General features: G+C 43.2%; 28 protein-coding genes. 24 read left to right on the top strand and 4 right to left on the bottom strand.

Annotation, left to right across the window (positions count from 1 at the left end; genetic code table 11):
* Positions 1 to 2 precede the first annotated feature (2 nt).
* The 13 genes from AC1DUD_RS06695 to AC1DUD_RS06635 all read left to right on the top strand — a co-directional run bounded on the left by AC1DUD_RS06695 (position 3) and on the right by AC1DUD_RS06635 (position 13,522).
* Positions 3 to 923, top strand: coding sequence for a phosphate/phosphite/phosphonate ABC transporter substrate-binding protein (locus tag AC1DUD_RS06695; RefSeq protein WP_477372858.1), 921 nt, complete (start codon positions 3 to 5; stop codon positions 921 to 923).
* A gap of 9 nt (positions 924 to 932) precedes the next feature.
* Entirely contained in the window at positions 933 to 1,862 is a 930-nt protein-coding gene (locus tag AC1DUD_RS06690; RefSeq protein ID WP_477372856.1) for a phosphate/phosphite/phosphonate ABC transporter substrate-binding protein, read from the top strand.
* 28 nt (positions 1,863 to 1,890) lie between these two features.
* A complete protein-coding gene (locus AC1DUD_RS06685) occupies positions 1,891 to 2,691 on the top strand; it encodes a phosphonate ABC transporter ATP-binding protein (protein ID WP_477372854.1) in 801 nt (266 codons plus the stop codon).
* Complete coding sequence (gene phnE / locus AC1DUD_RS06680) at positions 2,688 to 3,485, top strand: phosphonate ABC transporter, permease protein PhnE (RefSeq protein ID WP_477372852.1); 798 nt, start codon at positions 2,688 to 2,690, stop codon at positions 3,483 to 3,485. Before AC1DUD_RS06685 ends, phnE (AC1DUD_RS06680) begins: the two co-directional genes overlap by 4 nt.
* A complete protein-coding gene (gene phnE / locus AC1DUD_RS06675; RefSeq protein ID WP_477372850.1) occupies positions 3,482 to 4,294 on the top strand; it encodes a phosphonate ABC transporter, permease protein PhnE in 813 nt (270 codons plus the stop codon). Before phnE (AC1DUD_RS06680) ends, phnE (AC1DUD_RS06675) begins: the two co-directional genes overlap by 4 nt.
* A 269-nt stretch (positions 4,295 to 4,563) precedes the next feature.
* Positions 4,564 to 5,757 carry an alpha-D-ribose 1-methylphosphonate 5-triphosphate diphosphatase gene (locus tag AC1DUD_RS06670; RefSeq protein WP_477372848.1) on the top strand — a complete coding sequence of 398 codons (1,194 nt, stop codon included), beginning with the start codon at positions 4,564 to 4,566 and terminating at the stop codon, positions 5,755 to 5,757.
* 77 nt (positions 5,758 to 5,834) lie between these two features.
* On the top strand, positions 5,835 to 6,590 hold the full coding sequence (locus tag AC1DUD_RS06665) for a metallophosphoesterase family protein (protein WP_477372846.1): 756 nt from the start codon (positions 5,835 to 5,837) through the stop codon (positions 6,588 to 6,590).
* A 20-nt stretch (positions 6,591 to 6,610) separates the two neighbouring features.
* Complete coding sequence (locus AC1DUD_RS06660; protein ID WP_477372844.1) at positions 6,611 to 8,284, top strand: amidohydrolase; 1,674 nt, start codon at positions 6,611 to 6,613, stop codon at positions 8,282 to 8,284.
* Between the two features lie 132 nt (positions 8,285 to 8,416).
* Complete coding sequence (locus AC1DUD_RS06655) at positions 8,417 to 9,082, top strand: O-methyltransferase (protein ID WP_477372842.1); 666 nt, start codon at positions 8,417 to 8,419, stop codon at positions 9,080 to 9,082.
* Positions 9,083 to 9,441: 359 nt separating this feature from the next.
* A complete protein-coding gene (locus tag AC1DUD_RS06650) occupies positions 9,442 to 10,476 on the top strand; it encodes a LacI family DNA-binding transcriptional regulator (RefSeq protein WP_477372840.1) in 1,035 nt (344 codons plus the stop codon).
* 111 nt (positions 10,477 to 10,587) lie between these two features.
* The gene (locus tag AC1DUD_RS06645; protein WP_477372838.1) at positions 10,588 to 11,637 is read left to right on the top strand and encodes a glycoside hydrolase family 43 protein; all 1,050 of its coding nucleotides are present in this window, start codon (positions 10,588 to 10,590) and stop codon (positions 11,635 to 11,637) included.
* A 378-nt stretch (positions 11,638 to 12,015) separates the two neighbouring features.
* Positions 12,016 to 12,873, top strand: a complete 858-nt coding sequence (locus tag AC1DUD_RS06640; protein WP_477372836.1) for an SDR family oxidoreductase — start codon at positions 12,016 to 12,018, stop codon at positions 12,871 to 12,873.
* A gap of 67 nt (positions 12,874 to 12,940) precedes the next feature.
* Positions 12,941 to 13,522 (top strand): Crp/Fnr family transcriptional regulator, encoded by a 582-nt coding sequence (locus AC1DUD_RS06635; RefSeq protein WP_477372834.1) that lies wholly within the window; start codon positions 12,941 to 12,943, stop codon positions 13,520 to 13,522.
* Here the strand turns inward: AC1DUD_RS06635 and AC1DUD_RS06630 are convergent.
* On the bottom strand, positions 13,519 to 14,109 hold the full coding sequence (locus AC1DUD_RS06630) for an HD domain-containing protein (protein WP_477372832.1): 591 nt from the start codon (positions 14,107 to 14,109) through the stop codon (positions 13,519 to 13,521). The two genes, AC1DUD_RS06635 and AC1DUD_RS06630, sit on opposite strands and share 4 nt — an antisense overlap.
* 149 nt (positions 14,110 to 14,258) lie before the next feature.
* On the opposite strand from AC1DUD_RS06630, the gene AC1DUD_RS06625 reads away from it, so the two are divergent.
* Positions 14,259 to 14,717 carry a hypothetical protein gene (locus AC1DUD_RS06625; RefSeq protein ID WP_477372830.1) on the top strand — a complete coding sequence of 153 codons (459 nt, stop codon included), beginning with the start codon at positions 14,259 to 14,261 and terminating at the stop codon, positions 14,715 to 14,717.
* 27 nt (positions 14,718 to 14,744) lie between these two features.
* Complete coding sequence (locus AC1DUD_RS06620; protein WP_477372828.1) at positions 14,745 to 15,185, top strand: carboxymuconolactone decarboxylase family protein; 441 nt, start codon at positions 14,745 to 14,747, stop codon at positions 15,183 to 15,185.
* Positions 15,186 to 15,208: 23 nt separating this feature from the next.
* On the opposite strand, the gene AC1DUD_RS06615 is transcribed toward AC1DUD_RS06620, so the two are convergent.
* The 3 genes from AC1DUD_RS06615 to AC1DUD_RS06605 all read right to left on the bottom strand — a co-directional run bounded on the left by AC1DUD_RS06615 (position 15,209) and on the right by AC1DUD_RS06605 (position 17,966).
* The gene (locus tag AC1DUD_RS06615; RefSeq protein WP_477372826.1) at positions 15,209 to 16,759 is read right to left on the bottom strand and encodes an FAD-dependent monooxygenase; all 1,551 of its coding nucleotides are present in this window, start codon (positions 16,757 to 16,759) and stop codon (positions 15,209 to 15,211) included.
* A gap of 61 nt (positions 16,760 to 16,820) precedes the next feature.
* Positions 16,821 to 17,060, bottom strand: a complete 240-nt coding sequence (locus AC1DUD_RS06610) for a hexameric tyrosine-coordinated heme protein (protein ID WP_477372824.1) — start codon at positions 17,058 to 17,060, stop codon at positions 16,821 to 16,823.
* 33 nt (positions 17,061 to 17,093) lie between these two features.
* Positions 17,094 to 17,966, bottom strand: coding sequence for an AraC family transcriptional regulator (locus tag AC1DUD_RS06605; protein WP_477372822.1), 873 nt, complete (start codon positions 17,964 to 17,966; stop codon positions 17,094 to 17,096).
* A gap of 549 nt (positions 17,967 to 18,515) precedes the next feature.
* On the opposite strand from AC1DUD_RS06605, the gene AC1DUD_RS06600 reads away from it, so the two are divergent.
* From AC1DUD_RS06600 to AC1DUD_RS06560, 9 genes are all read left to right on the top strand, one after another.
* A complete protein-coding gene (locus tag AC1DUD_RS06600; protein ID WP_477372820.1) occupies positions 18,516 to 19,487 on the top strand; it encodes a sensor histidine kinase in 972 nt (323 codons plus the stop codon).
* A gap of 154 nt (positions 19,488 to 19,641) precedes the next feature.
* Positions 19,642 to 20,043: a hypothetical protein gene (locus AC1DUD_RS06595; RefSeq protein WP_477372818.1), complete on the top strand. Its 402-nt coding sequence runs from the start codon at positions 19,642 to 19,644 to the stop codon at positions 20,041 to 20,043.
* 10 nt (positions 20,044 to 20,053) lie between these two features.
* On the top strand, positions 20,054 to 20,386 hold the full coding sequence (locus AC1DUD_RS06590; RefSeq protein WP_477372816.1) for a hypothetical protein: 333 nt from the start codon (positions 20,054 to 20,056) through the stop codon (positions 20,384 to 20,386).
* A 22-nt stretch (positions 20,387 to 20,408) separates the two neighbouring features.
* Positions 20,409 to 21,527, top strand: coding sequence for a PAS domain-containing sensor histidine kinase (locus AC1DUD_RS06585; RefSeq protein ID WP_477372814.1), 1,119 nt, complete (start codon positions 20,409 to 20,411; stop codon positions 21,525 to 21,527).
* Between the two features lie 85 nt (positions 21,528 to 21,612).
* Positions 21,613 to 22,050, top strand: coding sequence for an RrF2 family transcriptional regulator (locus AC1DUD_RS06580; RefSeq protein ID WP_477372812.1), 438 nt, complete (start codon positions 21,613 to 21,615; stop codon positions 22,048 to 22,050).
* Positions 22,051 to 22,168: 118 nt separating this feature from the next.
* A complete protein-coding gene (locus AC1DUD_RS06575; protein WP_477372810.1) occupies positions 22,169 to 24,319 on the top strand; it encodes a cbb3-type cytochrome c oxidase subunit I in 2,151 nt (716 codons plus the stop codon).
* Between the two features lie 5 nt (positions 24,320 to 24,324).
* A complete protein-coding gene (locus AC1DUD_RS06570; RefSeq protein WP_477372808.1) occupies positions 24,325 to 25,368 on the top strand; it encodes a cbb3-type cytochrome c oxidase subunit II in 1,044 nt (347 codons plus the stop codon).
* 18 nt (positions 25,369 to 25,386) lie between these two features.
* Complete coding sequence (locus AC1DUD_RS06565; RefSeq protein WP_477372806.1) at positions 25,387 to 25,653, top strand: hypothetical protein; 267 nt, start codon at positions 25,387 to 25,389, stop codon at positions 25,651 to 25,653.
* Positions 25,650 to 26,057 (top strand): cytochrome C, encoded by a 408-nt coding sequence (locus tag AC1DUD_RS06560; protein ID WP_477372804.1) that lies wholly within the window; start codon positions 25,650 to 25,652, stop codon positions 26,055 to 26,057. The genes AC1DUD_RS06565 and AC1DUD_RS06560 overlap by 4 nt, the downstream gene beginning before the upstream one ends.
* The last annotated feature ends 213 nt before the right edge of the window (positions 26,058 to 26,270 follow it).

The raw sequence follows: 26,270 nt of genomic DNA, 5'->3' as shown, positions 1-26,270 counted from the left end.
GTATGAAAGCATTTATCCATTTTTTGCTGGCTGTACTGGTTACAGTTACCATAAGCGGTTGTAAAAACAAGGCGGACCTGGACGCCAATGGCGTTCCCGGTAAACTGCTTATTGGCTCGTACGGGGGCGATAACCCGGCGCAATATCGCTCAGCGCTTGATCCTTTTGCCAAATACTTATCCAAAAAGTTGGGCATGGAAGTAGAGTTTTTTTACACCACCGATTATCCTGCGCTGATAGAGGCCATGCGCTCAAAAAAGATCCACATGGCGCATTTAACACCCTATGCTTATATACTGGCTACACAAAGACCGGGCCTGGAACCCATTGTTACCCTCGGCATTAAGGGCAAGCCCACTGTATACCATAGCATCATCTTTACTAATAAAAAAACAGGCCTTAAAACCATGGCCGATGTGAGGGCCCGTGCTAAAGATCTTACCCTTTGCTTTGCCGACCCCGCTTCAACCTCAGGGCATCTTATTCCACGTGGTTACCTTGACTCCATCGGCCTCGACCCGGACAAAGCTTTTAAGGAAACCATATTTGCAGGTAGTCACGCTGCCGCTATTTTAAGTGTCAAATCGGAAAAAGTGGACATAGGCTGCTCAACGAGTGAGCTGGCTTTGGAAAAACTGATCCGCGAGCATATCGTTAAGCGCGAAGAGATTGTGATCCTATGGACATCGCCGCCTATTGTGAATGATGCCATCGCTATCAGGAGCGATCTTAATAAAGATTTTATTAAAAAAGTACAGCAGGCTTACGTTAACGCCAACCGCGACGATTTTGAAGCTTTTAAAAAGTATGTTTTACTGTACTGGCCCAATCCGAAGGAGATGGCTTACGTGCCCATCCAGGATTCGGCATATAACCAGCTGCGCAAAATTGCAGGAAGTATAAAAGATCTGAAGCAAAAGTAAAAAGCTGCAATGATGAGGAACCTGATTTTAAACTTGTTTTTTTTAAGTACGCTGCTGGTTTCCGGTGGCTGCCGGAATAGTGCCGATCTGGATGCGAACAGGATTCCGGCTAAGCTGGTTATTGCGCATTACGGTACTGATGACCCCGTTGCACTTAAAAGTGCCGCCAAACCATTTCAGGAATATCTTGAAAAAAAGCTGGGGATGCCTGTAGAGTTCATTTATACTACCGATTACACATCTGTTATTGAGGCTATAAGGACTAAAAAAGTACATATAGCTTACCTGAGCCCATTTTCATATGTGCTGGCTTCGCAAAAGCATGATATTACTCCCATTATAACCACAGGCGAAGATGGAAAACAGTCCATGTATCACAGCACCATTTTTACCAGTAGTCATAGTGGTATAAACAGCATTGCCGATTTGAAGGCTAAAGCTAAAAACTTAACCCTTTGTTTTGCCGACCCGGCATCAACTTCTGGCCATTTGATACCCCGGGCATACCTCACCACTATTGGGTTAAACCCGGATAAGAACGCTTTTAAAGAAACCATTTTTGCCGGTAACCATGTGGCAGCTACGCTTTCCGTAGCATCGGGCAAAATTGATGTTGGCTGTGCCGCTACCGAATACGGTCTTGAACTTGCCGAACGCAAGGGCCTCGTAAAAAAAGATCAGATCAAAGTGCTATGGCAATCTGCGCCAATTGTAGGCAGTCCTATTGTGGTACGCAATGATCTGAATAAGGCGTTTGTTAAAAAGATCCAAAACCTATATCTGAACCTGGCCAAAGATGAGCCGGGTATTTTTTTGAAATATATGAAGCTGTTGCATGCCCAGCCCGAACGCTACTCATACATGACCGTTCAGGATTCGATGTATAACGGGATCAGGGCAATAGCATCTGGAATTAAAGACCTAAGTGTAATTAAATAACCGGTTAATAACGTAAAGCATAAGCACGATGATTGAAGTAAAGGGTTTAACCAAAACATTGCCTAATGGGCGCAAACTGTTGAACGGGATCGATTTTACAGTGAAAAAAGGAGAGTTTGTGGGCATATTGGGACCAAGCGGGGCAGGGAAAACGCTAACGCTGCGGTGCCTGAATGGCTTATTAAAACCCGATGAAGGTTCGGTTTTGGTAGAGGATGAGCATGGCAAAAAGCATGACATCTGCCAGATCAATAAAAAACAATTGCGTCACGTTCGTGAACGGATAGGGGTTATTTTCCAGGGATATCATTTGGTGAAGCGCCTTTCGGTGTTAGATAATGTGATGATAGGCAGGCTTGGGCAGATCAGTACTTTCCGGAGCCTGGTTTACGGGTTCACCGATAAAGAAGCCGAGGAAGCCCTGCTGGCCTTAGAAAAAGTAAAAATGGCCCATTTGGCACAAAGCCGCACCGGCAGTTTAAGCGGCGGCGAAATGCAGCGGGTAGCTATTGCAAGAGCTATATTTCAATCGCCTACATTGCTGCTGGCCGATGAGCCGATCTCCAATCTCGACCCAAGCAATGCCAAGGTGATCATGAAGCTGATCCGTCCGCTGTCAGAAAATATCCCTGTAGTTGGTGTTTTTCATCAACCCGAAATGACGGCAAAATACTGCACCCGCGTTATAGCGATAAAGGATGGTAAGGTTATTTATGATGGTGATCCGAAGCTATCCAACCAAACGCTTGAAGATATTTACGGCGAAGAGCTGGCACAAATTGAGCAGCACGAACACATCGTACCAACACCTGAAATTGTAAGGATATGATAGGGCAGGCCACCTACAGTTTTAAGCGGTACCGCAAATTTGTGCTCCCGCTTATTTTGCTCATAGCGGTTACCGAAGGAGCAGCAATAGTTTGCGGAGCCACCTTTGATAAGTTGGAAACCGGCCTTGTAAAAGGCATTTCTTTTTTAGGCTTCATGTTTCCGCCCGATTGGGCTGCATTTAAGGATATGCTGGAGCCTGCTTTCCAATCCATCACCATAGCGCTGTTAGGTACCATATTCGGTACCCTACTTTCAGTGGTGTTTGCCGTGCTGGCAGCTTCAAATATCTCGCATAAATGGGTACGCAATACGGCCCGTATCCTGATAGGATTAGAACGGTCAGTACCCGAAATAGTGATCCTGCTATTGCTGATCGCAGCTTTTGGTTTAGGTTCCATGCCGGGCATCGTGGCTTTATCGTTAGGTTGTATAGGGATGCTGGGCAAATTATTGGCCGATATTATTGAGGAGATAGACCCGGTGATGATAGAATCGATGGAGTCATTAGGTGCCAATAAATTACAGATCATCTGGTTTTGTGTAATACCGCAAATTATCCCCAATCTTATCTCATATGCGCTGTTCAGGTTTGAGATCAATATCCGCTTATCGGTAATACTGGGGGCCATCGGCGCTGGTGGGATAGGTTACGAACTTGATTACTCATTCAGTATGCTGCAGTACCACCGTGCTTTCACGGCCATGATCGTGGTCATAGTCATGATCTTCGGTACCGAACGCTTATCATACATGTTAAGGAAAAAATTTAAAGTAGAGGGGGCATTGAAATGAGTACGGTTGATATTATCCTGCCTTCAAAAAAATACAAGCAAAAGGCAACCATTTTTACAATATCAGCTATTCTGATATCGGTAGCCTGTTTTTACATGAACTTTAATCCCATAATGTTCTTCACGGAGTTTCATTATGTGCGCGATTTGCTTGGCGAAATGTTTATGCCCAATTACCAGATGCTATATGAAAATACATCTACAGGTATTTCTATACTACAAACTCTGTCCATGGCGTTTTTGGGCACGCTTTACGGCGGTCTGATAGCATTTGTACTTGGTTTTTTAGCAGCATCCAATACCATGCCTTATAAAGCAGTGCGCATCATAACGCAGGTATTTGTATCCATGCTACGGGTTATCCCAGCGCTGGTTGTTGTACTGATATTTGTGATAGCAGTTGGACCGGGATCATTTTCTGGTGTGCTTACGCTGGTTATTGTTACTATAGGATCATTTGCCAAACTCTTTACAGAAATTATTGAAAATGTGGAAAGCGGTCCAGGGGAGGCCATATTTTCGGTAGGGGCCAGCCGCTTACAGGTGATTAGATACTCCATTATCCCGCAAATTATGCCTTCATTTATTGCCAACCTGCTGTATGCCTTTGATGTGAACATGCGTGCTGCAATAGGTCTGGGTATTTTTGGAGGCGGAGGTATAGGTTTTCAGCTGCAAATGGCTAAAAGCGTACTGCACTATAAAGATGTTACCGCACTGATCACCATTATTATTGTGCTGGTTATTTTAGTTGAAAAGCTATCGGATTATTTAAGGAAGCGGATTTTGGGGGATGGGAAGTTGAGGTAGGTTGTCTGAATCAGAATTTACAGAATTTTAGGATTTTCAGAATTTGTCTCAATTCGAATTAAACGAATTAAGGAATTACCAGAATGCTAATCAAATTCGATAAATTCTTTAATTCGTTTAATTCGAGTTCAGACAAAACCGCTATCTAATTCTGTTCATTCTAAAATTCTGTAAATTCTGATTCAGACAATCAACTACTCACCCCTCCCTAATATCACGCTAACAATTGGAGTATATTTTTACCATCAATAAAATATACTAATAATAAAATGAATACGCATCTGCTCACCAATGCGCGCATCGTTACGCCGACCGAGGATTTTACCGGTTCGGTTATCATTGAAAACGGTATTATAGCCGAAATAATAAAGGATAAATACTATACCGAAGGCACCGACCTGAACGGTCAGTGGTTGATTCCTGGCTGTATTGATATTCATACCGACTACCTGGAGAAAGAGATTTACCCACGTTCGGGTGCCGGGTTTCCCTTGCCATTTGCCCTTCATTTTATGGATGCCCGTGCGGCGGCCTGTGGTATTACTACAGTTTTCAGCGCGGTAAGTTTTTCTGATAACGAGGAGAAAAACAGGAGCCTGAGCGAGGCTATGGAGCTTTCGCGCCAGATTGATGCTGCCCGCCATTCGCTGCTGGTGCGCCACTTTCTGCATGCCCGCATCGACCCAAACTCGGAAGGCTTACTGGCTTATCTGGAGCCTATGCGGCAGTTGGAAAGCTTGTATATGGTAGTTTATAATGATCATATCCCCGGCCAAAGGCAATATACTTTGCAGCAGCAGATTGAGCTGCGAACCAAAGCATTCGGCATAACACCCGATGAAGCTATGGCCCGCCTGCAAAAACAGATAGATAAAACGAGCAAGATCAACAACAGGGCACAGATCTATGAAACGTTTAAGGATAAATATATCCTTGGCAGTCATGATGATACTACTGTTGAGCACGTAGAGGAAGGCAAATACTATGGCGCCACATTATCTGAAATGCCTACAACATTGGTGGCGGCCCGTAAAGCCAAAGAACTTGGTTTGTGGATTTGCCTTGGTGCGCCAAACTATTACCGGGGAGGTTCGCACTGCGGCAATCTTTCAAGTATCGACGCCATAGCCGAAGATCTTTGCGATATCCTTTGCAGCGATTATCATTTCCCGACCATGCTGGGCAGTGTGGTTAAAATGATAGGTAACGGCATCAGCCCGAGTAAGGCGGTTAACATGGTGTCATTAAACCCGGCGAGGTTGCTGAACTTTGATGCCGAAACAGGCAGTATCGAGGTTGGTAAAAAAGCCGACCTGGTAGCATTCAGCAGCGAGAAATCATTCGCTTCGGTATCTCATGTATTTGTTGACGGGATAACCAAATACCGTGCTGATTACAGCGTTGCTATACAACCATTAGCTGCAGAGCAAACAGAATTAAATACGCTGAACACAGGCGTTTAAAATTATAAATAGCATAAGATTGATAGCTTTTTGCTTTCAGCCTTACGCTTTTGGCTCAAAAAGCTTTAGGCTCAAATATGAAAATAGGTATTTTAGGCGATATCCACGAAGATATTGTAGCCTTGCGTAAGGCCTTTGATGTACTGGAAAAAGCGGGCTGTACCGAAGTGGTTTGCCTCGGCGATATAGCCGGATATAAGGTAAATACCTATTACTACCTTGACTCCCGTAGTGCGCACGAATGTATAGCGATGATTCGGGCTAACTGCAGCACAGTGGTTATCGGTAATAATGATTTGTACCAGGTAAAAAAGCTGCCTAAATATGACGGTGGTTTGGGTTTCCCGGAAAACTGGTACGAGCTTGATTTTTTTGAGCGCAAAAAATGGAGCGATGGCCGTGTGCTGCTTTTTGAAGAAGTGCAGCTTAATGCCCTCATGACCAGGGAGGACAAATCCTGGCTGGAATCTGTACCCGATTTTGCTGTGCGCGATTTTAACGGACATAAAGTATTCTTTTCACATTTTGCCTATCCAGATCTACATGGTGTTAAGGCCAGTTTTCCGCAGGTGGCGGATGCTTACCATGAGCACCTGAACTTTATTGAAGAAAATGGCAGCCGTACCGGTTTTAGCGGGCACATGCATTTTGAGGGAGTTAGCATTTGTAATGAAGATCATATTGAGCGCAATCCTTTTGGCAAATACAAACTATCTGATCAAATACAATGGCTTTATGGCCCTTGCGTAGCCCGCTGCCTGTTCAATAACGGGGTAATGGTGTTTGACCCTGAACAGTTTACTATTGAGGCTGTTCCGTTACTTTTTGTTTAATCATTGTTTATTACGTCAACATGAAATATACCTGCCTTTCCGTTTTTTTATTATTGCTTTCCGTATCTGCATTTGCACAAAAGGCCGACCTGGTTTTAACCAACGGCAATATCATTACACTGAAACAAAAAGGCGACCGAGCGCAGGCCATTGCTATAGCGGGTGACAAGATCATCGCCGAAGGTTCGACTCAGACCATCCGTAAGTTCATTGGCAAGGGAACAAAAATTATCGATCTGAAAGGAAAAACCGTATTGCCCGGTTTTAACGATGTGCACCAGCACCCGGCACCACTTTATACATTTGATAAGCCTTATGCAACGCTTAAACTGGATACGGTAACATCCATGAAAAACCTCATTACCCTGCTTAAGCGCAAAGCTGCCATAACACCCAAAGGAATGCTGATCAGAGGTGTGGGTTATAACGAAACGAAACTGGGCGGGCAGCCCATTCGTGATAGTTTGGATAAGGCCTCTACCGATCACCCGATCATTATTTCGCATGTGAGCGGGCACCTTTCGGCGGCTAACTCATTGCTGATGGAGATGAATGGGATCAATGAAAATACAGCCGATCCGACAGGGGGCGCTTTTGAACGTTACCCGAACAGCAAACGTCCTGATGGGATTTGCAAAGAAGTGGCCGCATCTTATCTCCATAAATCAAAACAAATAAAATATCCGCCGCAACCTACAGCCGATGAGGAAATAGAAGGTTATCGCAAATATTTTAACAATGTACTTGCCAGTGGCGTAACCAGCATAGGCGACGCATGGACAACACCTGAAAGAGTAAAGATCTACCGTAAACTGGTTGCCGAAGGTTTCCCGATGCGTTTTAACCTGTTGATGGGTACCCCATATGCTGCCGACCTCATCAGCGGTAAAATACAAAGAAGCAATACGGGTCATCTGCGTATTGAAGGAGTGAAAGTTGTTCATGGTAATTCCTTAAGCGGTAAAACCTGCTGGCTTTACGAACCGTACGATATGATCAACCCGGTTACAGGTAAAAAAGATTATTACGGTATCCCGCCGGCACGGAGCCAGGCATCGCTTGATAGCCTGTTTCTGGCTATCCATAAAGCTGGTTTACAGATTGCCTGTCATTCCAATGGCGACCGCGAAATTGATATGGTGATCTCGGCAATTGAAAAAGCTCAAAAGGCAGATCCCCGCGGTGATGCCCGTCACCGTATTGAGCATTGTAGTATCACCAATCAGGATATTTTAGATAAGATCAAGGCTGATGGGATTGTACCTGTATTTCATTGCTATATGTATGAGCTTGGCGATAAAATGCAGGTTTATGGCGAAAAGCGCATGGCCATGTTGCACCCAACCAAAACAGCTATGGATATGGGCATTGTTTACGCGCTGCATTCTGATGCACCTATTTCGCCGTACCCGGCCATGATCAGGTTGGGCAGTGCCGTTAACCGTAAAACAAAAGATGGCGGAATTGTAATAGGCGCAAACCAGCGTATTGATGCTGAGGATGCCATTAAAGCCTATACTTACGGCGGTGCTTATACCACTTTTGAAGAAGGTAAAAAGGGCAGGTTGATAGCCGGTCAGCTGGCCGATTTGATGGTGCTTGATAATGACCCTACCACTATTAATTCCGATAAAATCTACGACATAAAGGTGATGATGACGGTAGCAGGAGGCAAAGTGGTTTTCGGTAAATAGTGTATATATAGAAACTGAAAGCAAAATGCTCAAGGCCGAAAGCTGATAAATTATTTATCGATAAGTTGATTTTTGCTTATGTATTTAAAGTAATTTGGTTTATATAATTTATCACACCCCAAAATAAACGTTATGGATACTTCACTTTTTGAATCAGTTGATCAGTATATAGGTAACCTGTTGGGCGAAGAAGATGCGGTGCTGAAAGGTACTTTGAAATCAATGAGGGATGCGGGAATCCCGGGCATCAATGTAACAGCTAACCAGGGTAAGTTTTTACAGGTGCTGGCCCGTTTATGCGGTGCCAAAAAGATATTGGAAATAGGTACGCTTGGTGGTTACAGTACCATTTGGCTTGCCCGTGCCTTGCCTGCCAATGGCCAGCTGATCACTCTTGAACTGGAGCAGGCTTATGCTGATGTTGCCCGCCAAAATATCATCAAAGCTGGTTTGGACCCAATTGTAGATATCAAAGTAGGGAAAGCAATGGATAGCCTCGCCGCTCTTGATGCCGAAGATGAAGGTCCGTTTGATATGATCTTTATTGATGCTGATAAGCCACCCTATACCGAATATTTTGAATGGGCGCTTAAGCTTTCAAGACCGGGTACCCTTATTGTTGCAGATAATGTTATTCGCGAAGGTAAAGTGCTTGATGATAATTGTGATGATGAAAGGGTTAGGGGAGTGCAGCGTTTTAATAAAGCTCTTGCTGATAATAAGCAGGTAACAGCTACTATTATCCAAACTGTAGGTACTAAAGAGCATGACGGTATGGCTATAGTGGTTGTGAAATAATTATCATTACCCGCTGGTCTTTTGTCCCCTCAGGGTCTCTCGCAGAGGACCCTGAGGTATTCGCTATGCAAAGTATACAGTTTTGCAAATGCAATCAGCAACATTTTTAATAAATGCTCGCAACATAAACATGGCCATAATCCAGTGAATACAAAAACTGCCATGAATCCTCAGGGTCCTCTGCGAGAGACCCTGAGGGGACGGGGGACCTGTAGATAGGTAATTTAACCTCATGGCCATCAATGCGATATTACGAGGCGTAATACATCTTTATACTCTGTAGAACTTATTTTTCTTATGTTTACTATCCGATATATAACCGGATTGTTAATTTTGAGATTATAAGCAAGGGGGACGAAATGAATTTTGGCGGAGTTACTATAAAGGATATTGCTAAAGAGCTGGGGATTTCACCCTCGGCGGTTTCCAAGGCGCTTAAAGACAGTCACGAAATTGGTGAAAAAACTAAAGCGCTTGTGTTGGAGTGTGCCCAAAGACTCAACTATCAGCCCAACCTTAATGCTCAAAGCCTTAAACAGGGCAATAGCAAATCTCTCGGTATTGTGGTTTCAACCATCGATAATCAGTTTTTTTCGCAGGTAATTAATGGTATCGAATCTGTAGCGCATAGTAAAGGGTATAATGTGTTCATTACGCAAACCCACGAATCATATGATCTGGAGATGCAGAATGTACGCCATTTAACTTTCCGATCTATTGATGGCTTATTGATCTCCCTTTCAACCGAAACCAACAATATCGATCACCTGAAAAACCTTCATGAAAAAGGTTTGCCGATAGTTTTTTTTGATAGGGTTAGCGATGAAATTGACACACATAAAGTAGTGGCCGATAATTTTGCCGGTGCATATGATGCCACAACCGAATTGATCAAAGCAGGCTATCGCAAAATAGCACATATTACCAGCTCAGTAAACGTATCCATTACTGCCGAACGATTAAAAGGGTATAAAAAAGCGCTTGAACAACATGGCATAGAGTCTGACGAAAAGCTGATCAAATACTGCCCGCATGGTGGTAAAGACCTTGCGGAGATTGAGAACGCCCTAAGCGAGCTGTTTGCCAATAATAAGCCCGATGCTATTTTTACAGCATCCGACAGGATCACAACCACCACTTTATCGCTCCTTCACAAATTAGGCTACCGGATCCCTGCCGATATCGCTTTGCTCGGCTTCACCAACACCCAATTGGCCGAAGTTTTAAACCCTCCCTTAAGTGCCGTATATCAGCCTGGCTTTGAAATGGGAAAAAAGGCGACCGAAATGCTCATCAGTATTATTGAAAGCAAACGCCCTGTTACCGAGTTTGAAACTACGGTGTTACCTACCCAGGTTTTTATCCGTGCTTCATCGCAGCCGGTAAAAGCTTAACCGTGAACTATGCCGGGTTTATAATAAATGTATTCTTAACATTTGTTGTTTTTGTAAAATCTTTTACAGATTTTTAGCGCATTATAAACCAAGCTAAAACCTTTCAGCCCTATGAAAAAATTGTTCAATGCCTGCTTGCTGCTGCTTTTATTTTCTAAAGCTGTTATGGCACAAAGCACCGGCGATAAAACTTTTACTAATCCAATATTGCCATCGGGTGCTGATCCCTGGGTGATCTATAAAGACGGATTTTATTACTACACCAATTCAACAGGGGGCAATATCGTTATCTGGAAAACTAAGGATGTTACCAAATTAAGCACTGCACCTAAAAAAGCTGTTTGGGCACCACCGGCTGGTATGGCTTATTCAAAAGAGCTTTGGGCACCCGAACTGCATTTTATAAAAGGCAAATGGTATGTCTATTTTGCTGCAGATAATGGCGATAATAACAATCACCGCATTTATGCACTGGAAAACAGTTCGGCCGATCCTACTCAAGGTACCTGGGAGTTTAAAGGAAAAATAGCCGACAGTACCGATAAATGGGCCATTGATGCTTCGGTGTTTGAAAATAACGGGAACTGGTACATGATCTGGTCGGGCTGGGAGGGAGATCACAACGGTCAGCAAAATATCTACATCGCTAAAATGAAGGATGCCATTACCATTGGCAGCGAGCGGGTAAAAATATCAAGCCCGGCTTATCAATGGGAAACTAATGGGGATCTGCATGATGCAGGTAACCCGGCTCACGTAAGCGTAAATGAAGGTCCCGAAATATTAAAACATAAGGATAAGCTATTCCTGATTTACTCGGCGAGCGGTTGTTGGACTGATTTTTATGCTTTAGGTATGCTTACTGCCTCCAAAAACAGCGATCTGTTAAACCCGGCATCATGGATAAAAACAGAGCAGCCGGTATTTAAGCAATCGCCCGAAAATAGTGTTTATGCGCCGGGACATAACTCCTTCTTTAAATCGCCTGATGGCCGGGAAGACTGGATTCTTTATCATGCCAATTCAAACCCTAATGAAGGCTGTGGCAATAAACGCTCACCGCGTGCACAAAAATTTACCTGGAACAAGGATGGCTCGCCAAATTTTGGAGTGCCATTAAAGGATGGGCAGACTTTGGCTGTGCCTTCAGGAACAAAGTAGGGGATGTGTAAGTAGTTGTTTAGCAACGTAGTTTAAAAGATCGTCGTTGCGAGGTACAAAGTAATCCCATTCAGCACCCGTCATTGCGAGGTACGAAGCAATCCCCGATTTACAGAGCGGCTAAGCTAGTGACCCTGCGCAGTTCGCGATTGCTTCGTGCCTCGCAATGACGGGTGGAGAGTGTACAGTTCGCGATTGCTTCGTGCCTCGCAATGACGGGTGGAGAGTGTACAGTTCGTGATTGCTTCATGCCTCGCGATGACGATACCGTTACAGCGCCTCAGTTTTCTTGATAAATATCAATTCCGTTCTTATCAAACATCAATGCACAGGTTATAGCATCACGGTAGATTTGTATCAACAAAAAAACGATACAAAATGTCAAAAACAATTTTTATAACCGGAACAAGCACAGGATTTGGTAAAATAACCGCTATAACCCTTGCAAATGCAGGCCATACCGTAATAGCAGGTATGCGCGGAATAAATGGTAAAAACGAAGTTGTAGCCAAAGAACTGTCGGCCCTGCCAAACGTTGAAGTGGTTGAGGTGGATATCACCGACGATGCATCGGTTAAAGCCGCTTTTGAATATACTTTAACCAAATATGGCCATATAGATGTGCTGGTGAACAATGCCGCGGTTTCAGGTTTTGGTGTGTTGGAAGGCTATTCAATTGATCAGATCAAACAAATGTTTGAAGTGAATTTTTACGGAACCCTACGCACTATCTTTGCTGTATTACCAGGGATGCGTGCAGCCAAGAGCGGCCTTATCATCAATATTACATCAGGCGCAAGCGGCCACACCTTGCCATTTATGATCCCTTACCTTGCCTCAAAATTTGGTGTGGAAAGCATTACCGAGGGTTTACAGGATGAGCTTGCCCAATACAATATCGAAAATGTGAGTATCCAGCCAGGCGTGTATCCAACTGAAATGAATAACGGTAGCAAAGCAGGTGTACATGCCGATAAACCCGAAATTATCGCTGAATATGGCGAGGCTTCGGCTCAGCAATTTAATGCTATGGGTGCCGCGCTGTTCAGTAAAATGGCCGAGTTTAATATGGATCCACAAACCATTGCCGATGGTATATTGCACCTGGTTGAAATGGAAAAAGGCTCTCGTCCGTTGCGTTACCCGCTTGACGCCGTTGCACAGGGTACCGACCAGGAATTTATTGATGCCCGTGCTGCCATCAAAACCAAATGGCTGAGCAAATACTCCGCATAATTCAATCAGAAAAATATGACCTGAGCTAAAGCAAATATCCCCGGATAAAGGGGATATTTGCTTTTATATGTTTGAGATCTTTAAAGAGTACATCAGCCAGAAAACAACCCTCACCGAAGCCGAATACGCTAAAATAGAAGCCGTTTGTATTTACAAAAAACTTCGTAAAAGACAATACCTGTTGCAGGAAGGCGATGTTTGGAAATATAATGCCTTTATAACCAAAGGACTTGTACGTTTTTACAGTGTTGATGAAAGCGGGCGCGAAAACATAGTAAGCTTTGCCAAAGAAAACTGGTGGACTGGCGATCGTGCAAGCCTGCTTACCGGCGAGCCATCTAAAAATAACATCGATGCTATTGAAGACACTGAACTGATACTGATCACCAAAACAAATTTCGACAGGCTTTGCCTGGAAATACCGGCCCTGAATGATATGGTGAACGCAATCATTAATAAAAGCTTTATCACCAGTCAAAACCGCATCCATTCGGCCATTTCTTTTACTGCCGAGAAGAAATACCTTGATTTTGTACAGAAATATCCAGATCTCTCATTAAGAGTGCCCCAGGCAATGATAGCATCTTATTTAGGCATTACACCCGAAACTTTAAGCCGCGTACGAAAAGAAACGGCGAAAAAACATTAAGCTTGGTTCTTCATAAGGTCAATGTTTTTCTCTTTTCCTTCTTGTAATACTGTTTTACCGTATTCGGTAAAATATTGATGCTGCTGTAAAAGGCTTAAATTAACGTTATGCCATTCTTCATCGCTGCATTGCTTGCCCAAATGTATCTCCCATTCCAGTTTTAAATTGTGAGCACATTTAAGATAATCAGGAGATGCAAAATGACGCATATCGGCATCACAAATAATTTGTTGGATGAGGTTTTTGGGCGATTGCGGAACTTTTGTAGCTTCGATACAATCCCATACCTGTTGTATAAAATCATTATTGTAGTGGTGCTGCATTAAAAAAGTACCGGCAATGATCATGCTGGTATCTTCATGTCCTTTATAATGATAAAGGTATCCCGTATCGTGAAACCAGGCGGCTGTTGTTAAAATTTTTAACTCCTGACTTTTTAACTTGCTATGTGCAGCTATTTCAATTGCCGCGTTCACAACCCTTTGAGTATGCCCAAGATTATGAAAATGCATGGTTGCCGGAAGGTTTTCTTCCATCAATGAGGTAACGTAGGCAGCAGCCCTTTTTACTATACTTATCGCAGGCATGTGAATGATGCGATACTACCCTCACAATCTGTAGAAAATCTGGATTAATGTTGCTGAAACCAACTCTCAACAAAAAAATGACACTTTTATCGTACTTGTGTAAACATGGGATTTGGGCTTTTTAGCATGCTATTAAAGCTTTACTTTAGATGGATAATTCTTTATACATGAAAAATACCCTGCAAATAGCACAACTTTATTTTCGCTTCGCTTTAGGTATCGGTTTTCTGCTGCCCGTTGCCGATCGTTTAGGTTTCCTGGGACCTGCGGGGCAAAATTCGGTAAGCTGGGGCAGCTGGGACAATTTTGTAGTTTATACCAACACACTGATGCCCTACCTCAGCCGCTCCTTGGCAGGTGTTATGGGCTTTTTAGCTACAGTGGGCGAGGTGTGCATAGCCATTATGTTTATAGTTGGCTTTAAGATCAGGACTGCAGCATATGCAAGTTTTGGCCTTACGTTCACCTTTGCGCTTTGCATGGCTTTGTTTTTAGGTATTAAAGCCCCCTTTAGTTATTCGGTTTGGGCCGATAGCGCAGCGAGTTTAATGCTGGCGGGCATAGCTACCTATCGCTGGAGCATTGATTTTCTATATGATGAAGCATAATACCAAAAACTTAAAACCAATAATAAGATGAAACCACGTTTTAATCTGTTACAGGCTGTTCCGCAGGCCTATAAACCTTTTCTTGAACTTGATAAAATGCTCGCTGATACCCAGCTGGACAGAATTCAGCGCGAAATGATCAAGATTCGAACCTCGCAAATAAACGGCTGTGCTTACTGCCTTAATGTGCATACTAAAGACGCTTTAAAGTATGGCGAGAGGCAGGAACGTATTTTTGTAATGAGCGCCTGGCGTGAGGCCCGTAACTGGTTCAGCGAACAAGACCAGGTGATACTCGAACTCACAGAACATATCACTTTAATATCGAAGCATGGTGTAAGCGATGAACTGTTTGAAAAAGCAGTTGCTACGTTTGGCGAGGTCACCGTAGCACAGATCATTTTGGCCATAGTATCCATGAACGCATGGAACAGAATGGCCATATCGTTCGGTAAACATCCTGAATAAATAACCCCCATAAAACCATACTTTTAATCTTTGTTTTTGAATTTATCAAAATAGCCGGTTATCAAAGCAGGGCTTATTTCGTCGGTAAGCAAGCCAATATAATTGTCGGGTCTTATCAAAAGGTATAGGTTGGATTTTACCCCTAACTTTTGCCAGCCTTCATTAAGTGGCAGGTTAGCTATTTTAATATAGTCCTTTAAAAGTTCTGGGAGATGCTCGCTATCCCAATTGCCACCAATGCATAACAGGTGAAATTTGGGTTCGGTAAGCAAGTGATAAATGCTTTGCAATTTGCCATCTATCTCTGTCATTACGTAAGGGCACCTGTCGCCGGCACTAAACTGGAGTTTCTGTTTGATGAACTGCAATGACAGCGGGCTTTTATTATATGAGTACCAAATCTGCGAAAGCACCCTGAACATACGTCTCGTTATCCACTTTGTTGACAATACCAGACGTAAAATACAGGGCATAAGATAGGTGCGTAATAGATATATAAACCTGTTACGCCCCGTCATGAAAGCGAATATATTATCCGTGAATTTCATGAGCCATTGGGCAAAAGGATATCGCTCTGTATGATAGGTATCTATTAGCTTTTCTCCTGCAATACCATTCAACACTAAGGCCAGTTTCCAGGCAAGATTATGCGCATCCTGCAAGCCTGTGTTCATACCTTGCCCGCCAGCCGGGCTATGGATATGTGCAGCATCGCCCAATAAAAAGCAACGGTTCACCCTGAATTGGTCAACACAGCGATGGTGCAATTTATAAATAGAAAACCAGTTCAGTTTTTCAATGCTCAGCGGCAGTTTTACATTTTTGATGATCACTTCTTTCAGGTCATCAAAACTAACATCATCGGTACCGACAAAATCTTCGGGCAGTGTGCCTAATATGCGGTAATTGTTATCGCCGTACATCGGGAAAAAAGCACAGAAATTAGTGCGCGACAGTGAGGCGATTAGCTTATTTACCGGCTGCTGCCAGTTAAGCTGAACATCAGCAACAAAAAACTTATTTTGATAGGTACCCCCTGAAAAATCTAATCCCAACTGCTGCCTCACCAGGCTCGATGCACCATCACACGCCAGGAGATATGAGGCTTTAATTGCTATTTTTCTGAATGGGTCACTTTTATCATAAAGGTTGGCCTGAACAAAATCCTCATGTTGTTCAAAACTTAAGAGGCTGGTTCGCCATAAAACATCGTGGCCTGTTGCTTTTAATTGCTCATACAGCAATTCTTCGTTCTTAAACTGCTCAAAGGCCTGCAGATTGGGGAAGTCGGTAAGGCCATTGCCTGCTTCGGCTGTTTTGAGTGTCGCTTTTTCACGGCCATTCATATAAATGGCAAATTTGCTGATCACCTTTCCCTGCTGTAAAACTGCACCAACTATACCCATCTGCTGGTAAATTTCCATGCTTCGGGCAGTAACCAGCATGGCCCGCGACTCTTGAGTGGGCGCAGGTTTTGTATCAATAATAATAAAATCAATGTTAAAGCGGGCCAATTGGCAAGCCGCCATTAAGCCGGTTGGACCGGCGCCGATAATAATTACCTGTGTATGCACAATATGTTACCGGGCTTAAAAATAGATGTAAATAATTTGCAGAACAATAGGCATTACACTACTATCTCCAGTAGTTGTTAGCTGCCGCTATTGTGGCAAATTCGGTTGCTACTGTTTGGCCTACAGCAATAAGCATGGCGGCATCCTCTGCGTAAACACCCCTGAGCCTGCCACGAACTTCGGCATCGGGCTGGGTTACTTTGATAATAAGTCGAGCCATTTTAATGGCAAGCTCACGGCCCTCCTGGGGTGTGGCGGTGATCAAAGAATCGCCGGGGATTAGCTGTACTGATTCTGACATGGCATTGAGTTTAATTAGTTGATGTGACGTTTATTAAAAAACGGGTTGTAATACCGTTCCCCTCTTCTTAAAATCAGAAAAGCTGATACCTGTAGTGTTTTTGAAAAATTTACTAAAATGGGCCATGTCGCAAAAACCCAGGTCGTATGCTATTTTTTTCATGCAGTTATCAGGGTGTATAGCCTGCCGTTTAGCCTCGGCGGCCACCCGTTGTCTGATGTGATACCCTGCCGGTTGGCCTGTTAACTTTTTTACCACCTCGTTGAGATAATTAGGAGTTACTGATAACCTATCGGCATAATCAGCTACCATTTTATACTCCCTGAAGTTTTTATCAAGCAGCGCCATGAAATTTTGGAGGATGGCGGTATTTCGCGACTGTTTTGGCGCTTGCTCTATAGACTCCAGCTGACGCGAAAGATAAATGAGGAAGATCTTAAAATAACGTTTTAATATCTCTGCACGGTAAAGGTTATGCCTGCTATATTCTTTCATCATTATTTCGGTAATATCACTCATGTCATCAGCAAGTTCGCTGTTAATGGTAACTACTTGTGTATGACTAAACATTTGATAAATGGCACTGTACACATGTTCGCTCCCGTAATCATCTATGTCCGGAAATGAATCGGTGAACGATATTACGTAACCCTGCAGGCCGCTGCTGAATTTAAGATCATGCAGCTGGCCAGGCTTTATCAGCAATAACTGGTTAGTGTCTACTGCTTCTTTTTGTAAATTGAGCCTATAGTAGCCGGTGCCGGCAACTATCCATATCAGCATGAAATAATCATAGGGAAGATCAATGCCATTTTCTTTGGTCCATTCAATAGTATGGATCTTAAAAGGGAGGCAATTAGATGCTTTCTCAAAATGTAGCGGTGCAAAATCGTTAAATTGTTTCATGGCTGCTCAGTTTAAAGCTTGTAAGGCATATGCCATAACTCTAAATTCGTGCCGATATTTTTATTTCATTGATAATCAGTTTATTAAATTATTTTTAAGAGGGTTGCCCTTAACGAAATATCATTAAATACCTGGTTGAGGAGCGAAATATCGTATCTTTTTTTTGCACTACTAAGCATCCGATTTGCATAATGATAGCATGATTTCAGAAAACTGCTTGTTGAAAAATAGCAGGAGGGGTATGAAGATGGCCTTGTTTTTTGCTGTTGGTAAGCGGCATAAGTTAACCATTTTACGAATGAAAAGTTTAAATCAGTAAGGATGGTATCTATATTTTGATTTTTAATTATATAGGTTAATATCATCTTTATTGTAGGGCCGCAAATACAATACGTAATTTATACATCAAAATCCGTATTTAATACATCTGTTAGGTTTAGAAAGAATATTATTTTTATAAGTTGAATTTGAGCGCAGGTTTATACAGGCAAAGCCGTGTGTTGCGATCAAAATCTGTTAGTTTTTGACCGATCATAAAAATAATATCAAGTGAATATCAATACAAACTTGCCCGGGTTTTATTGTAAGCTGATACTTACAGGCTTTTTGCACTTGATTTCCATAAGTGCCCGGGCGCAACAATATGATAATACCGCAAAATATATTTTATTGGCCAGGAGTAGTTTAATTATTGTTAATTGGGACCTGATAATTACCGACGTTGTTGCACTGCTTATCATTTCGAGCCTTGCCTATATTGGTTACAGGCAAAAGCAATGGAATAATAAACAAATACTGCTACAGCGAAAAGAAATTATTGAGCAAGATCAAACTCTACAGCATTTAACTGCAGATAAAGACCGCTTGATTGATGAAAAAGACTGGCTGTTGAAAGAAGTGCACCACCGGGTAAAAAATAACCTGCAAATAGTAATGAGCCTGCTTAATACCCAATCGGCGTTTTTGAAAAATAATGCGGCGCTTGCCGCTATTCGCGAAAGTCAAAACCGGGTACAGGCTATAGCGCTGATCCATCAAAAATTATACAGCAGCTCAAATGTAGCTTATATCGATATTGCAGTTTACATCAGTGAACTTGTTAGCTATCTTGCTGATTGTTATGATGCCCATGATCGCGGTATCAGGATCGAGCAGCAAATAGAGCCTGTAAAAATGGATGTGGCCCAGGCTATACCCGTTGGCCTAATGCTTAATGAAGCTATAACCAACGCTATTAAATATGCCTTTCCGCACAGGCGCGGGTATATAAATATTTCGCTTGGAGTGCTCGATGATAATAATATAATGTTGACTATAGCGGACGACGGCATCGGCTTGCCGCAGGGCTTTGACATAAAAGAGGCGTCGTCATTAGGCATGGAAATGATGAAAGCCCTGAGCAAGCAGCTTGGGGGAAGTTTTAAAATGGAAAACAACAATGGTGTGGTGATCACACTTATTTTCCGGGCCGAAAAACAGTTCGGAACCATCGAAAATGTAAATTATCCTTTGCAATACTAAAAACCCAATTGATTAAGGCTATACGTAATTTGTACTACTGAAACCATAATTAGTACATTGATTTTGGATATCTCCAGCCCGAACTTTACATTGTTAAACAACAGTTAATAATTGAACATTTTTAACTGTACTGACAACACGTAACGTTCAGCCTATGAAAAAGTTCAACTGTTTTGCAGTAGCCTTCTTTACGAGCATCCTAATGTTTATAACAATAGGCTTGTTCATCGAACTTAGCACAAACCTGATGACTCCTCTGGTGCCAACCCGACTTTTTATAATAGTACTGTATGGTATTTGTTATACAAAATTTGCTCTGCTGGTTATTATGCTTATGCCGGGTAAGCCTGTACTTAAGCAAATGAGCTTAGGTTTTATAACGGCGGATATGACAATACTGCTGATGGGAAGCTACATTAATTTAGCAATGAGCATAACTGTATCGCTTGTTGTGGTACAGGCCTTATTGCTTTTTTTCTACATGGCTTTACAGGGGCGCTTATGGCTTTACAAGGCAAATCCAATTAACAATACTATGATAACATCACCTGTTTAATAATGTTGATATGCACCACGATGATGAACAATTGATAAGCCTCATTATTGATCTGCAGGAGCGGGGCTTCAACCATGATTTTGTAATTGAGAACGAACACATCAGGTGTTTGCAATATAATGAGCTCATTCCGCCAGATGATTTTGAGATCGTGGAAACATATCACTGTAGATCATCAGGTAAACATAATGAGTGTAGTTTGGTGTATGCTATCCGGTTAATGAACTATGATATGAAGGGGATATTGATGAGCGATTACAGATCCTACATTAAAGGAATGTCGTTAAGGCTGTGGTCAAAATTCAATAGCGTAATAAGGCTAAATCTATCAGTGATAAAATAAAATCTAAGAAAAACATATCCAAATGAACAGGGAAATCAGAAATATGGAAAGCAGGGCAGGTGTAATACCTGAACATACCATAGGAGCGGCGTATATAGGTAACTGGAAAATTCAGCTCAAATCAAATAAAGTATCTTTTTGCCCGCGGATGCGCAAGATCCTTGAACTATCAAAAGGATATGACGAAAAAATTGAAGAACTTTTTGGACTGGTTAAGCCTGCTCAGGTGAGCGGGCTTGTCCATGAGTTTAAGGTTGCTTGTTTTAATGGTACCAAATTTGAAAAACAGGTACAAATTGTAACGCCCAATGGTTCCGAAAAATGGATTCAGCTAACCGGGGTTTTATACTCACGCAGGTGGGGCACTGCCGAGCAAATGATTGGCACCATTGAAGATGTTACCCAAAAAGTTAACGAAGAATGCCTGAGTATGGCCATTGTAAACCACGAGCTGCGAGCACCTTTAACTATTATTAAGCTTAATACCCAGTTTTTGATCAATCACCTTGCACACAGCATCAATAAACAGCCGGTAAGGTTGTTGAACATGGTTGATCAGCATATTAACGGCATGACCAAACTTGTTGATGAATATTTATCACCATCAACCAGCGACGACAAATCGGCACAGTTCAATTTTAGCTTGTTTGATGTTAATGACCTGGTTGATACTGTGCTTGGTGAAATGAGGATCCTTTATCCTGGTCACCGCTTTTGTAAATATCCAACTGCCGATAGTATTTTGGTTAGGGGGGATAAATATAAGATCACGCAGGTACTCATCAATTACTTAACCAACGCAGCCAAATTTTCGCCGCCATGCTCGCACATCAACATAAATATCGACCGCAATGAAAATGATGTTGAAGTATCGGTTCATGACGAGGGCGTAGGTATTAATGAAGAAAATAGCCAGGCGCTGTTCCAGAAGTTTTACCAGTGCAACCAAAAATCGGTAAGGCAAAAAAACAGTAAGGGCCTCGGTTTATACATTGTGAAAAATATTATCCAAAAACACGGCGGTACGGTGAAGGCCGAAAATGGGAAAAACGGCGGGGCTGTATTTTCTTTTAGCTTGCCGCTTAGTCAGCAAAATAAATTTAATAACACCGGGCAGGAGGCGGTAAAATTGATGGCTTAAAAAGGCATATCCAGGTAAGGAAATAATAAAAGATAAAAATGTCTTTTATTATTGATCTAAATAACTACTTTTGCTTTATAAAGCAATGGGAATATTTTCAAAAACATGTGAGTATGCGGTAAGGGCGGTATTTTTTATAGCTCAGCACACCGCCGATGGCAGCAGGGTAGGCATAAAGGAAATAGCCGTAAACATTGATTCGCCCGAGCATTTCCTGGCCAAGATCCTTCAGGATCTGAGTAAAAGAGGTATCATTCAATCGGTAAAAGGGCCTAACGGCGGTTTTTACCTGGATGCGCAAAGCCTGTCCCGCCCGCTGTCGGATGTAATAGAAGCTGTTGATGGCGGAGGCATATTCAGGGATTGCGGTTTAGGATTAAAGGAATGCTCATCAAAAAATCCCTGCCCGCTTCACCATGATTTTTTAGATGTAAGGAACCGTTTGCAAAGCATGCTTGAATCTATCACCATAGGCCAGTTCAACGAAGATCTGAATCTGGGAATTGTAGTACTTAAAAAATAACCCGATCCGCCAAAAAGGTTAAAGGCGCGGTCAAATGATCCCAATGTTTAATGAATTAAATTATAGAGTGTACCGAAACAAATAAATAAAAAGATAAAAAGGTATTAATATATTTTATATGAAACTCAAAATCTACTTAATCTTCAGCCTTATAGGCATGCTGCTGCTTACCCCCGGCACAGCGGCCTATGCAGCCGATGTATTAAAGCCCGACCCCGCTTTTAATACCGGCATATGCATCATTATTGCAATTACAATTTTCTTTTTACTGTTGCTGCTGCTTTGGCTTACCCGCCTTGCACGCGGCCTTAAAGAGGATGAAGCAGCGCGCGAAAGAAATGGCGATAAATGGATCTTCAGGCAAATAAACAGCCTGGACAGCCGGCAGCTTGATCAGCTGATCAGCCGCAGGAACCACCGTAAAAAAACGATCAATAAAGTAAAGGGCGGCAATAACGGCTTTACCGCTGTTATGGTGTTATTGCTGGTGCTTTCATCGTTAGCTACCCAGGCGCAAACACCGGCCGAAAGCAAAAATGTTTTAACCAGCCCGGGTATGATCATCATGCTTACGCTGATCTTTATTCCGCTGGTGGTTACGGTTTTTTTGATAGGGCTAAAAATCCGTAATGTGGCCGCTAAAAGCCGCTACAGCCGCGTAAAAAAAGAAACCCGGGAACTGGCAGAAGCCGTTGATACCGATGACGCGGTATATGAAGAACTGATTAAGCGTAAACAAGCGCTTGATTACCATTTAACCAACAATGAACTTGCCGGTACAATTGAACCTGAAGATTCAAAAGGCATCCTGCTCAATGTTGATGAGGTTCATGGTCCGCGGTTTTTTGCTTCCAAGCGCAAAGCGGCGCATAAGCACCAGACCGATCCTAAACTGGTAAAATTGATTATGTGGTACCTGGGCAGCGCAGCTTTTTGGTTGGTGCTGGGTACTTCGGTAGGCGAGTATATCGGTATCAAATTTGTATCACCGGATGCCGACCATATCAGCTGGCTGAGTTTCGGTCGCTTAAGACCGGTGCATACCAATATGGTTTTCTGGGGCTGGTCGTCAATGGCAATGTTAGGTCTTGGTTACTACGTTGTTAGTACAGTTAGCAATACAGTAGTTTACAGTATAAAAAGGGGGTATTACTCGCTGATACTCATGAATGCCGCAATTGTGATAGGCAGCGGTATGCTGATGGCCGGCATCAATAATGGCGGCGGCGAATACCGTGAATATATTTGGCCGGTTATGGCGCTTTTTGCCGGCGGTATTGTGGTAAGTTTAGTCAATTATATTCAAACCATAGCGCAGCGTAAAACCAAAGAGATCTATATCTCCAACTGGTACATTGTTTCGGCTATGATGTTTTTAACGGTGATCGTAACCGTTGGTTATCTGCCTTTTTACCAGGATGGCCTTGGCGAAACCATTGTACAGGGTTATTACATGCACCAGGCCGTAGGCATGTGGTTTATGTTCTTTAACCTGGGGCTGGTTTATTACTTTTTGCCGCAACAGTTGAATACACCAATTTACTCCTATAGTTTAGGGATCCTGGCGTTTTGGTCGCAGATTTTGTTTTATACACTGATAGGCACGCATCACTTTATTTTCAGTTCGATACCATGGTGGTTGCAAACAGTAGCTATAGTAGGCAGTATGGGGATGTTGATCCCGGTGTTTTCGGGCACCACCAATTTTATCATGACCTTCAGGGGCAATTTTAATAAGATAGGCCGGAGCTATACACTGCCATTCTATATTGTTGGTATCCTGTTCTACTTCACCGGCTCAACACAGGGCACGGCCGAAGCTTTCAGGGAAACCAACCTCATTTGGCATTTTACAGATTTTACGGTGGCCCACTCACACCTCACCATGTACGGCATCATAGCTTTTATGCTTTGGGCGTGCATCTATACCATAGTGCCGAGGCTTACCGGTAACGAGCCTAAACAGGGCCTTGTTGGCGCTCATTTTTGGATGGCGCTGATAGGCGTATTGTTTTACACCATCCCGCTCATGATAGGCGGTACCCTTAAAGGGATAGCCTGGCGTGATGGAAAGCCATTTATTGATGGCGTGGTGCTGATGGCTCCTTACTGGCTGTGGCGCGCCATTGGTGGTTCGCTGATGTGGGCATCGCACCTGGTGTTCGCCTGGAACATTTATGTGATGTTTTCGGGCCATAAAAGCGATCCTGATATCAGGAAGGAAGTTTTTGAGAAGTTAGATACTATACCCGTTAACGCCGAAATCTGATCACTATGGAAATCTATAACAATCATAAAAAACTTTTTACTGCCGCGTTATGCTTTTTCCTGCTGCTCACATTTTTTGTGGCGATAGGACCTGCATTCACCAGTCAGAATAATAATGCCCCGTTGCCAGGCAGTAAACCATTAACGCGCCTTGAAACCGAAGGCAAGGCAGTGTTTATTGCCGAAGGATGTGTAGCCTGCCACACCCAGCAGGTACGTAATGTAGAGATGGATAAAGTTTGGGGCGCTCGTCCAAACATTGCAGCCGATTATGCCAATATTACCCGTACTGATGTTTGGCGCAACACAGCCACCCTCATGGGCTCTGAGCGTACCGGCCCCGATTTAACCAATGTAGGCACCCGGCAGCCAAGTAACGACTGGCATTACCTGCATCTATTTAACCCGCGTTCGGTGGTGGCGGAGTCAGTAATGCCGTCATATGAGTGGCTGTTTGATATCAAGGATTATGACTGGCCAAATGATGTGGTGGTGAATGTGCCCGATGATTTTAAAAGGGGTATAACCGGCAAAATTGTGGCATCGCACAAAGCAGTGGCGCTGGTAGCTTACCTGCGCTCGTTAAAAGAAATTACCCTGCCCGATGGTAAGCCGGTACCGATATTCCTGTATGGCAAAAGCGAGGCTGAAAAGACTGCTACTACAACTCCGGGCAAAGCCGCAGCCGCCAAACCACAATTTGATGGGGCTGCACTTTACGCCACCAATTGCCAGTCGTGCCATCAGGGAAATGGCGAAGGCCTGGTTGGCGCATTCCCTGCGCTAAAAGGTAGCAAAGTGGTGCTTGACGATAGCCCCGAGGTACAGGTAACTATTATCATGAAGGGCTATAATGGCCGCGCAAGCGAGGGTTACGGTGTAATGCCTGCTGTTGGAACTAATAACAACCTCAAACCAGAAGAAGTGGCAGCCATCGTAAATCATGAACGTAGTAGCTGGGGGAATAGCTCTAAAAAGGTGACAGCCGATGATGTGAAAAAGATCATAGCCTCATTTGATAAACCCGAAACCGCAATTGCTAAAAAGTAAAATCAAGCTCCTCACAAAATGAAAAAATATATCATACTGCTGCTCATGCTCATCCTTAAGCTGGATGTCATGGCTTGCGAGGCCTGTAAAAAGCAACAACCCGCCGGTTTCGGCGGCATAACCCATGGGGCAGGTCCCGATAGCAACTGGGATTACCTTATTGTATTGGTAATGGTAGTGATTACGCTGTACGTGCTTATAGCAACCATCAAATGCTTTATAAAACCCGGCGAAAAGAACCAGGAACATATTAAACGGATGATTTTAAACGACCTGAAGCCATGAGAGATCAAAGTTTTGTAACCTTATTTATTGACGAGGACCTGAAGCCGATAGGGGAATTCCCGGCGCCGGTAACCTTTGACCTGGATACCCGCAAACTGACCGATGGCAACCATGTGCTGAAAGTAGTAAGTAAAGATCACCAGGGCAAGGAGGGTATTAAGCTGATCCCTTTTGTGGTGCGTAATGGTCCGGCGATAGCTATTGAGGGTTTGAAGAAAGATGAGATTGTGGAAGGAGTATTGCCGCTGATGATCAACGCCTACGGTAAAGGTGATCAGAAAACCTTTATGCTGGCGGGCAGCGAAACTCCGCAAAGTATCCCGTGGTGGGTGGTGGTGGGAATAGTTTTGTTTGTAGCATGGACGGGGTATTTCGTTATTACATCGCTTGCGGTGAAGCTGTAGGGGGAGAGGTTAGTGATTGGAGGTTAGAGGTTAAGGAGCCTTTGTCATGCTGAGGTACGAAGCATCTTCTTCGCTCTGTATAGCTACTTTGCATATTGAAGAAGATCCTTCGCTATCGCTCAGGATGACAAACTTATTTAGGCTCAATCAGGCCTCTGTGTTTAATGAAAATAATAATTGTGACAGTTGCAATAGTAGTGATCTGTCCCACGA

Source organism: Mucilaginibacter sp. P4_A11, assembly GCF_056402535.1.
Note: the sequence above shows the minus strand (reverse complement) of the source record. Positions and strands in the feature narration are given on the sequence as shown.